Raw genomic sequence first — 10,417 nt, 5'->3', positions numbered from 1 at the left:
CTTATTCTTTATAGCTATCAGCCGCTTAACGGATGCTCGATTATGATCTTTAAACAGAGCTCTACCCCCCATTTTACAAGGGTTTGAGCGATTTTCGCGGTCAATATCAGAATGACTGGAAATTGTCGAGATATGGCACCCGTGCTGCTTTGCGTATACTGCGCGGATGTTTTCTCTAACTGATATCCGCCCGCGCTGCGCCAAATGGCTGCTCGCAACCGGACTCTTCCTGATGCTCAGTGCCTGCGTTGAAAAACCCAGCACCCTGGAGCGCGTAAAGGAGGATGGGGTACTGCGGGTGATTACCCGCAACAGCCCTGCGACCTACTTTGAGGATCGCAATGGTGAAACCGGCTTTGAATACGAGCTGGTGAAGCGTTTTGCCGACGATCTTGGGGTTGAGCTCAAAATCGAGACCGCGGACAACCTGGACGAACTGTTCAATCAACTGGGCCAGCCTGACGGCCCGGTTCTGGCTGCTGCCGGACTGGTCAGCAGCGAGAAACGCCTGCAACAAGCCAGATTTTCCCACCCGTACCTCGAAGTCACACCACAGATCATCTACCGCAACGGCCAGTCCCGCCCCACCTCTGCTGCAGATCTGGCCGGCAAGCGCATCACGGTCCTTAAAGGCAGCTCCCACGCCGAGCAACTGGCCGAACTGAAAAAACAGTATCCCGGAATCGAGTACGACGAATCCGACGCGGTCGAAGTCGTCGATTTGCTGCGCATGGTCGATGAAGGCCAGATCGACCTCACGCTGGTCGACTCCAACGAAGTGGCGATGAACCAGGTGTACTTCCCCAACGTGCGCGTCGCCTTTGACCTGGGCGATGCACGCAGCCAGCGCTGGGCAGTGGCGGCCGGTGAAGACAACAGCCTGCTCAACGAGATCAACGCCTATCTGGACAAGGTCGAAAAGAACGGCACCCTGCAACGCCTTAAAGACCGCTACTACGGGCATGTCGATGTCCTTGGCTACGTTGGCGCGTACACCTTCGCCCAGCACCTGCAACAGCGCTTGCCCAAGTACGAAAAGTTCTTCAAGGAAGCGGCCAAAAAAGAACAGATCGACTGGCGCCTGCTGGCAGCCATGGGTTATCAGGAATCTTTATGGCAACCCGCCGTCACCTCAAAAACAGGTGTGCGCGGCCTGATGATGCTGACCCAGAACACGGCTCAAGCGATGGGCGTGTCCAACCGCCTGGATGCCAAGCAAAGCATCATGGGCGGCGCCAAATACCTCGCATTGATCAAGAGCGAGCTGGACGATGATATTCAGGAACCGGATCGCACCTGGTTCGCACTGGCTGCCTACAACGTGGGTGGCGGTCATCTGGAAGACGCACGCAAGCTGGCCAAGAAAGAAGGCCTGAACCCGAACAAGTGGCTTGATGTAAAGAAAATGCTGCCTCGCCTTGCGCAGAAGCAGTGGTACAGCAAAACCCGCTATGGCTACGCCCGTGGCGGCGAGCCAGTACATTTTGTGGCCAACATCCGTCGTTACTACGACATCTTGACCTGGGCCACGCAGCCACAGCTCGAAGGTGATCAGGCGGCCGACAGCAAGCTGCATATCCCCGGCATCGACAAGACCAAGCCCAAAGAAGAGCCGCAGTTGTAGAACACAATTCTGTGGGAGCGAGCCTGCTCGCGAATGAGCTTCGCGAGCAGGCTCGCTCCCACAATTGAATGATCCCCGTAGCCGTTTTTAAACCTTGGCCGCAGCCACAATCAGCGCTTTCATTTCAGCCACTGCCGACTTGAAGCCCACGAACAATGCATGCGCCACCAGCGCATGGCCAATGTTCAATTCATTGATGCCCTTGATCGCGGCTACCGCTTCCACGTTGTGGTAATGCAGACCGTGGCCAGCATTGACGATCAGCCCTTGAGCCAGGCCAAACGCAACGCCATCGGCGACACGCTGCAACTCTTCGGCGACTTCGGTCGGGGTCTGGGCATCGGCATAGCGTCCGGTGTGCAGTTCGATTGCCGGTGCGCCTACGCGCCTGGACGCTTCGATCTGACGCTCATCGGCGTCAATAAACAGCGACACTTCACAGCCAATCTTGCTCAGCCGCTCGACAGCTGCCTTGATCCGCGCTTCCTGCCCGGCAACATCCAGACCGCCTTCGGTGGTCAGTTCCTGACGGGTTTCAGGCACCAGGCAGATATGCGCCGGGCGAATGCGCTCGGCAAACAGCATCATCTCTTCGGTAACGCCCATTTCGAAGTTCATGCGCGTTTGCAGGACATCCTTGAGCAGCAACACATCGCGTTCCTGGATATGTCGACGATCTTCGCGCAAGTGCACGGTAATGCCGTCGGCGCCCGCCTCTTCTGCATCCAGCGCTGCCTTGACCGGATCAGGGTAACGGGTGCCGCGAGCCTGACGCAGCGTGGCTACGTGGTCGATGTTCACGCCGAGAAGAATGCGATTGCTTTGGGTCACGGGGGGCTCTCCTGAAGAGTTGACGATTCGGCGCACAGCATACCGGTCTATTCAGGGCTTGCGAAACAACTCACGACTGGCCAGCGGTTTACCAGCCAAATGCACGGCCAATGCCTGACGCATCAAGCGCTTGGCGGCAGATAAGGCTCCGGGCACGGTCCAGTCAGCCTCGGCCATTGCGTGCAGTTCGGTGCCATGAAACAGACCGGGCTGCACCAGATAAATCCGTTCAAGCCCGGCATCTACCTGCAAACGGTACATGCCATCGCTGGCCACCGGTTCGCCTTGAATGTCCCGGGTCAACGAAAAGCCATAGCCCAGATCGTCCAGCAGGCGCCATTCGAACGCTCGCAGCAGAGGTTCGAGCGCGCGTCCTTGCGCAAGCGCCACCAGCGTCGCGGCATAGTGGTCGAAGACCGCCGGATGCGGGTCTTCGGCTGGCAACAGCCTGATCAGCAGCTCATTGAGATAGAGGCCGCTGAACAGCGCTTCGCCATTGAGCCAGGTGGCAATCCCGGCACTCTCCATGCGTCCGACGTTTTTCAGCTCGCCACGGCCGCGAAATTCGATTTCCAGCGGCACAAAAGGCCGGGCCAGCGTCCCCGCCTTGCCCCGCGCACTGCGCAGCACGGCCCGCAGGCGCCCTTGAGGCGTGATGAAATCCACCAGGGCACTGGTTTCACGATAGGGGCGACTGTGCAGGACGTAGGCGAGTTGGGGGGCCGGGGGTTTACTGGACATGGAAGTCAGCTATCTCAAAAGGCAAACACTGCCAGGAAGAACAGCATAAAACTAATGTGGGAGCGGGCTTGCTCGCGATAGCAGCAACTCGGCCTGTCTGAAGTTCCGAGTTGATGCTATCGCGAGCAAGCCCGCTCCCACAGGGGGGGTGTAATGCTGTGCTTACAGGTCGCCGTAGCCCAGCGAACGCAGGGCGCGCTCGTCGTCGGACCAGCCACCTTTCACTTTAACCCAAAGGTTAAGCATGATCTTGGAGTCGAACAGCAGCTCCATATCCTTGCGCGCTTCGGTACCGATACGCTTGATACGCTCGCCCTTGTCGCCAATGATGATTTTTTTCTGACCATCACGCTCAACCAGAATCAAGGCATGGATATGCAGGGTTTTGCCCTGCTGCTTGAACTCTTCGATCTCGACGGTGATCTGGTACGGCAGCTCGGCACCCATCTGGCGCATGATCTTTTCACGAACCAGTTCGGCGGCCAGGAAGCGGCTGCTGCGATCGGTGATCTGGTCTTCCGGGAAGAAGTGCTCGTTTTCCGGCAGGTGATCGGCAATCACGCGCTCAAGGGCTTCAAGGTTGTGCCCGTGCTGAGCCGAGATCGGGATGATCTGGGCGTTCGGCAGTTGCTCCTGAAGCCAGCTCAGGTGCGGCATCAGCTCGGCCTTGTCTTCGATACGGTCGGTCTTGTTCAACGCCACGATCAGCGGGCCGGTTACGTACTGCACGCGCTCCAGCACCATCTGGTCTTCGTCGGTCCACTTGGTGCGGTCAACAACGAAGATCACCACATCGACGTCTTTCAACGCAGCCGAAGCGGTTTTGTTCATATAGCGGTTCAGGGCCTTTTCGCCGCCCTTGTGCATGCCCGGGGTATCCACGTAGACCGCTTGCACGTTGCCTTCGGTCTTGATGCCCAGCATGTTGTGGCGGGTGGTCTGAGGCTTGCGCGAGGTGATCGCCAGCTTTTGACCCAGGATATGGTTCAGCAGTGTGGATTTACCCACGTTTGGACGACCAACAATGGCAACGTAGCCACAGCGAGTTGCGGTTGAATCAGTCATGACCATTCTCCACGCCAAGGGCAATCAGTGCTGCGGCGGCCGCTACCTGTTCGGCAATACGACGGCTCACGCCCTGTCCCCGGCTTTTTTCATTCAATAAGGCAATCTCGCACTCGACAAAGAAGGTGCGGCAATGCGGTTCGCCCTGGATATCCACCACTTCGTAACGTGGCAGGTCGCAGGCACGCGACTGCAAGAACTCTTGCAGGCGGGTCTTTGGATCTTTGTTGGTGTCGACCAGGGTCAGCGTCTCGAACTCGCTGGCCAGCCAGGCCAGTACGCGGTCGCGAGCGACATCCATGCCGGCGTCCAGGTAAATGGCGCCGATCAGCGCCTCAAGGGCATCGGCCAGGATCGATTCACGGCGAAATCCGCCGCTTTTCAGTTCACCGGAACCCAGGCGCAGGTACTCGCCCAGCTCAAAGCCGCGGGCCAGTACTGCCAGGGTCTCACCCTTTACCAGCCGCGCACGCAAGCGTGACAACTGGCCTTCACGCGCCAGCGGGAAACGGTCAAACAAGGCTTCGCCGGCAACAAAATTGAGAATGGCATCCCCCAGGAACTCAAGGCGCTCGTTATTGCGCCCCGCGAAACTGCGGTGTGTCAGGGCCAGAACCATCAGTTCCTGGTCTTTGAAGGTGTAGCCGAGCTGACGCTCTAAACGTTCTAAAGAAAAACTCACGATTTACCCACGCTGAGTTCGTGGCCGAATGTCACCACCGGACCGATATTAGGGATCAGTGATGCTCGTTTATCGCATAGCAAATGGACAGGGAACAGGCTGTTCGCCGCCGTCACACTTAACGCTTTGTTCAAATCCACATCCTGAATACTCAGGCGCGCGACTTGTTTCGCACACCTGAAAAGCAATCGGCGCTGTTATAAACAGCGCCGTTCTGGCTACTTGATCAGACCAACCCGCGAGAAGTTCGGCAGGTTGCTCGCCTTGGGTTCCGGCCAGCTCATCCAAACAGCGAAGGCCTTGCCGACAATATTCTTGTCGGGAACCATGCCCAGCTCGTCTTTGGGAATGTTCGGATCATCCCAGTAACGGCTGTCGTTCGAATTGTCACGGTTGTCACCCATCATGAAGTAATGCCCGGCCGGAACCGTCCACTCCTTGTCAGGCGGCGCACGATAGCGGCTCATTTCCTTGCGGATCATGTGCTCGACTTCGCCCAGCTTCTCTTTGTACAACTCGGCACTGCCCAGGGTTCCAGGCTCGGCCTTGACCAGTTGCTCGGCAACCAGTTGGTCGTTGACATAAAGATGCTTGTCGCTGGTATAGCGGATCTTGTCGCCCGGCAGGCCAACTACACGCTTGATGTAGTTGACTGTCGGATCGCTTGGGTAGCGAAACACCATCACATCGCCCCGCTTCGGATCACCCACTTCGATGATTTTCGTGTCGAGTACCGGCAAGCGGATCCCGTACGAAAACTTGTTCACCAAAATGAAATCGCCTACATCCAGGGTCGGTTTCATCGAGCCGGACGGAATCTGGAACGGCTCAACCAGAAACGAACGCAACACCAGCACGATAAACAACACGGGAAAGAACGACTTGCCGTATTCAACCAGCAGCGGCTCCTTGTTGAGCTTTTCGACTACCTGCATATCAACCGGCGTAACGCTGGCTTGATAGTTGGCAATGGCCTTGCGCCGGCGCGGAGCCAGGAAGACCAAATCGAGCAGCGCCAGCAAACCGCACACGGCAACAGCAATGACCAGCAACAGCGGGAAATTTAGTGACATAGGACCTAGCTATCCAAACGGAGCACTGCAAGGAAGGCTTCTTGTGGAATTTCCACGTTGCCCACTTGCTTCATGCGTTTTTTACCGGCCTTTTGCTTTTCCAACAGCTTGCGCTTACGGCTAACGTCACCACCGTAGCATTTGGCCAGTACGTTCTTTCTGAGTGCCTTGACGGAGGTCCGTGCAATGATCTGCCCGCCAATGGCGGCCTGGATCGCGACGTCGAACATCTGGCGCGGAATCAGTTCTTTCATCTTCTCGGTCAACTGGCGACCTTTGTAGTGCGCGTTTTCCTTGTGCACGATCAGGGCCAGCGCATCTACCTTGTCACCGTTGATCAGTACATCGAGCTTGACCAGATTAGCTGACTGGTAACGATCGAAGTGGTAATCAAGCGAAGCATAGCCGCGACTGGTGGATTTGAGACGGTCGAAGAAGTCCAGAACCACTTCGTTCATCGGCAAATCGTAGGTCACTTGTACCTGGGTACCCAGGAACAACATGTCGTGCTGCACGCCACGTTTTTCAATGCACAGGGTAATGACGTTACCCAGGTGCTCCTGAGGCACAAGAATGTTGGCACGCACGATTGGCTCGCGCATGTCTTCAATCATTGAAAGATCTGGCAGCTTGGACGGGTTATCGACGTAAATCGTTTCACCGGTCTTGAGCAGCAGTTCGAAAATTACGGTTGGCGCAGTGGTGATCAGGTCCAGGTTGTACTCGCGCTCCAGGCGCTCCTGAATGATCTCCATGTGCAGCATGCCCAGGAAGCCGCAACGGAAGCCGAAGCCCAGTGCGTCAGAGCTTTCTGGCGTGTATTGCAGCGAAGAGTCGTTCAGCGTCAGTTTTTGCAACGCATCACGGAAGTCTTCGAAGTCATCGGAGCTAACCGGGAACAGGCCCGCGTATACCTGAGGCTGAATACGCTTGAAACCGGGCAATACATCAACATCCGGAGTCGTGCTCAAGGTCAGGGTATCGCCCACTGGCGCACCGTGAATGTCCTTGATACCGGCGATGATGAAACCTACTTCACCGGCTTTCAGGTCTGCAGTGGCGGTGTGTTTCGGGTTGAATACACCAACGCTGTCCACCAGGTGGATCTTGCCGGTGGATTTGACCAGAATCTTGTCGCCCTTTTTCACGCGGCCGTGGCGCACGCGAACCAGGGACACAACGCCCAGGTAGTTGTCGAACCAGGAGTCGATGATCAACGCTTGCAGCGGATCTTCGATATTGCCGGTCGGCGCAGGAATGGTGTGTACCAGGCGCTCAAGCACCTCGTCCACGCCCAGGCCGGTCTTGGCGCTGCAGGTCACGGCATCAGTGGCGTCGATGCCAATGATTTTTTCGATTTCTTCCTTAACGCGATCAGGATCGGCCTGTGGCAGGTCGATCTTGTTCAGCACCGGCATGACTTCCAGGCCCTGTTCAATCGCGGTGTAGCAGTTGGCTACGGACTGGGCTTCTACACCCTGCCCCGCATCGACCACCAGCAACGCACCTTCACAGGCCGCCAGGGAACGGCTAACTTCGTAGGTGAAGTCAACGTGGCCCGGGGTATCAATGAAGTTCAACTGGTAGGTATTACCGTCTTTGGCCGTGTAATACAAGGTGACGCTGTGGGCCTTGATGGTGATCCCGCGCTCACGCTCGAGGTCCATGGAGTCCAGTACCTGGGCCTCCATTTCGCGGGCAGTCAGGCCACCGCACATCTGGATGAAACGATCGGCCAGCGTCGACTTGCCATGGTCAATGTGGGCGATGATGGAGAAATTGCGGATATGACTCAGATCACTCACGGGTCAACACTCAAAAAAGTCGCAGGCAGACTGCCCGCCGAAAAATAGCCGGGAATTGTACCTGAACATCGCGCCAAGCGTCACGTTCACAGGCCAATGGGCACCTACAAAAAAGCCCCTATCGCGAGATAGAGGCTCTTGATTGGCTCAATGAGCGCTACTCAACCCGCCCGACGTAACAGCCAGATACCGGCCACGGCACAAATGGAAGCCGGCAGCAGCACCGCAAACAGCGGCGAGAAGCCGAACACCAGGCTCAAAGGCCCCAGCAGGTCCTGGGCGATCTTGAAGGTAAACCCTACCAGCACCCCGGTAAAAACCCGCTGCCCCAGCGTAACAGAGCGCAACGGGCCGAAGATGAAAGATATGGCCATCAATACCAGCGCGGCAGTCACCAGCGGCTGCAACACCTTGACCCAAAAAGCCAGCCAGTAACGGCCGTTGTTCAGGCCCTGATCCTTGAGGTAGTGGATATAGTTCCACAACCCGGAAATCGACAGCGATTCGGGCGCCATGACCACGGTATTGAGCAGTTGCGGGCTCAACGACACGTCCCATTTTTCTTCAGGCGCCTTGACTACCTCAGTGCTGTCGCCATGAAAAAGAGTGGTGCTCACATCACTCAACTGCCAGTCGCCCTGGTGGTACTGGGCCTTTTTGGCAAAGCTTGCCGACTGCATCTGATGGTCTTTGTCGAAGCGATAACGGGTCACACCGTAAAGCAGGCCATCGGGCTGAACGGCGTTGATATGGATAAATTCATCACCCTGGCGGTGCCACAAGCCATGCTTGGAGCTTTGCGAGTCGCCACCGCCCTGGGCCAGCGCGCGGTTGGCCTGGGCAATGTTTTCCGTGGCAGGCACTACATATTCGCCAATCAGCACCCCTGCAACCATCAGCACCAGCATCGGCTTCATCACGGCCCAGACGATGCGCCCAAGGGACACACCTGCGGCACGCATGATGGTCAGCTCACTGTTGCTGGCCAGGCCGCCCAAACCGATCAGGCAGCCAATCAACGCTGCCATCGGCAACATTTCATACAGGCGTCGGGGCGCAGTCAGCATGACAAAACTGAACACATCCAGAACGGTGTAGGTGCTGCTGAGACTGCGCATCTCGTCGATCACGGCAAACAGCAGGGCCAGCCCGAGGATGATCCCCAACACGGCCAGAATCGCCAACAACACACTGCTACCAATGTAGCGGTCGAGCTTAACCACGGGCCATCTCCTCGGCACTACGGCGACTTGCCAGTTTCAAGCGCAGCGGCTCCCAGTACATCAACCCCAGCCCAATGATCAGGAACAGCCCATGCACCCACCACAGGCCCAGCGCCATCGGGGTCTTGCCATCCTGAAGAAGCCCCTTGCCCCAGGTCAGCATGCTCAGGTAGCTCATATAAAGAAGAATCGCCGGCAACAACTTGAGGAAGCGCCCCTGACGCGGATTGACCCGCGACAACGGCACTGCGATCAAGGTCACGATAAAGACCAGCACGGGGAAGGCAATCCGCCAATGCAGCTCGGCAACCACACGAGGATCCGTGCTGCCGAGAAGGCTAGCGGTAGGGATCGCATCGCGGTCTGTCACTTCATTGCTGACTTCCGGCTTGGGCAGCAGCACACCATAGGTGTCGTACTTGATTGCCCGATAATCGGCCTGCCCAGGATTGCCGTCATAGCGATAGCCATTGTTCAGCACCAGCCAGCGACTGCCGTCAGGACGCACTTCCTGATGACCCTTCTCGGCCAGCAGCACGGAAATACTGCGATCCTTGGCCTCTTCTCCGAGTTTCTTCTGCGAAATGAATACGCCGGACAAGAGGCTGCGGTCATTGCTCAATTCTTCGGTGTAGGTCACCCGTGTACCGTCACTCAGCGACTGGAAGCGCCCGGCCTCCAGGGTGTCGAATTCGGTCAGGGCATCCTGCTTGTTGAGCAGCAGCTGAAATTCATTGTTGCCCTGCGGGGCCAGGCTCAGACTGAGCCAGGCCACGATCAGCGCGACCAGCGCAGCCGGTGCCATGGTCATGGCCAGCAACCGCTGACGACTCATGCCGGTGGCCGACAGCACGGTCATTTCGCTCTCAAGGTACAAGCGACCATAAGAGAGAAGAATGCCCAGGAACAGCCCCAGAGGCAGGATCAGCTGCATGAAGCCCGGCAGGCGAAAGCCCATGATCAGGAACAACGAACCCGGGTCCAGGGCGCCCGAGGCGGCCTGGGCCAGATATTTGATGAAGCGACCGCTCATGATGATGACCAGCAGCACAGCACTGACAGCGCTCAATGTAAGCAGGACTTCGCGGGACAGATAACGGAAGACGATCAAACCAGACACTCCAGGGTCGTCAGGCTAAGGCGGCCAAACAAACAGCATAACGAGTCGGCACATACCTCATCATAGATGAGATGGGCCGTCTAAAAAGATGGCGCATTATCCTGTGAATGCCCTCCCCTGTCACTGCACAGTCTTGAAAGTGGCAACTTGGCCCTAAACCGGGGTTGTCAGGCTCCTCCGACGGGGTTCAAACTGCCCGCCTTGACGCCAGCCTTGATCACAGGTGAAGCGCTTCTTCTATATAAGCAAACAA

The 10,417-nt window shown here is 57.1% G+C and carries 9 protein-coding genes; 1 reads left to right on the top strand and 8 read right to left on the bottom strand.

Annotation, left to right across the window (positions count from 1 at the left end):
- The first annotated feature begins 166 nt into the window (after positions 1-166).
- Positions 167-1,624, top strand: coding sequence for a membrane-bound lytic murein transglycosylase MltF (mltF, locus tag PPTH39_RS11990; RefSeq protein WP_095001239.1), 1,458 nt, complete (start codon positions 167-169; stop codon positions 1,622-1,624).
- Between the two features lie 87 nt (positions 1,625-1,711).
- Here the strand turns inward: mltF and pdxJ are convergent, their stop codons facing one another.
- The 8 genes from pdxJ to lptF form a co-directional block, all read right to left on the bottom strand.
- Entirely contained in the window at positions 1,712-2,455 is a 744-nt protein-coding gene (gene pdxJ / locus PPTH39_RS11985) for a pyridoxine 5'-phosphate synthase (protein WP_095001238.1), read from the bottom strand.
- 51 nt (positions 2,456-2,506) lie between these two features.
- Positions 2,507-3,196 (bottom strand): DNA repair protein RecO, encoded by a 690-nt coding sequence (gene recO / locus PPTH39_RS11980; protein ID WP_095001237.1) that lies wholly within the window; start codon positions 3,194-3,196, stop codon positions 2,507-2,509.
- A gap of 162 nt (positions 3,197-3,358) precedes the next feature.
- The gene (era, locus tag PPTH39_RS11975; RefSeq protein ID WP_095001236.1) at positions 3,359-4,261 is read right to left on the bottom strand and encodes a GTPase Era; all 903 of its coding nucleotides are present in this window, start codon (positions 4,259-4,261) and stop codon (positions 3,359-3,361) included.
- Positions 4,254-4,943, bottom strand: a complete 690-nt coding sequence (gene rnc / locus PPTH39_RS11970; RefSeq protein ID WP_095001235.1) for a ribonuclease III — start codon at positions 4,941-4,943, stop codon at positions 4,254-4,256. The genes era and rnc overlap by 8 nt, the downstream gene beginning before the upstream one ends.
- Positions 4,944-5,161: 218 nt before the next feature.
- Entirely contained in the window at positions 5,162-6,016 is an 855-nt protein-coding gene (gene lepB / locus PPTH39_RS11965) for a signal peptidase I (protein WP_095001234.1), read from the bottom strand.
- Between the two features lie 5 nt (positions 6,017-6,021).
- Positions 6,022-7,821 carry a translation elongation factor 4 gene (gene lepA / locus PPTH39_RS11960; protein ID WP_095001233.1) on the bottom strand — a complete coding sequence of 600 codons (1,800 nt, stop codon included), beginning with the start codon at positions 7,819-7,821 and terminating at the stop codon, positions 6,022-6,024.
- A gap of 161 nt (positions 7,822-7,982) precedes the next feature.
- Positions 7,983-9,044, bottom strand: coding sequence for an LPS export ABC transporter permease LptG (gene lptG / locus PPTH39_RS11955; RefSeq protein WP_095001232.1), 1,062 nt, complete (start codon positions 9,042-9,044; stop codon positions 7,983-7,985).
- Positions 9,037-10,155 (bottom strand): LPS export ABC transporter permease LptF, encoded by a 1,119-nt coding sequence (gene lptF / locus PPTH39_RS11950; RefSeq protein WP_095001231.1) that lies wholly within the window; start codon positions 10,153-10,155, stop codon positions 9,037-9,039. Before lptF ends, lptG begins: the two co-directional genes overlap by 8 nt.
- Positions 10,156-10,417 lie beyond the last annotated feature (262 nt).

The sequence above is a fragment of the Pseudomonas bubulae genome, assembly GCF_900618535.1.
Lineage (GTDB): Bacteria > Pseudomonadota > Gammaproteobacteria > Pseudomonadales > Pseudomonadaceae > Aquipseudomonas > Aquipseudomonas bubulae.
Note: the sequence above shows the minus strand (reverse complement) of the source record. Positions and strands in the feature narration are given on the sequence as shown.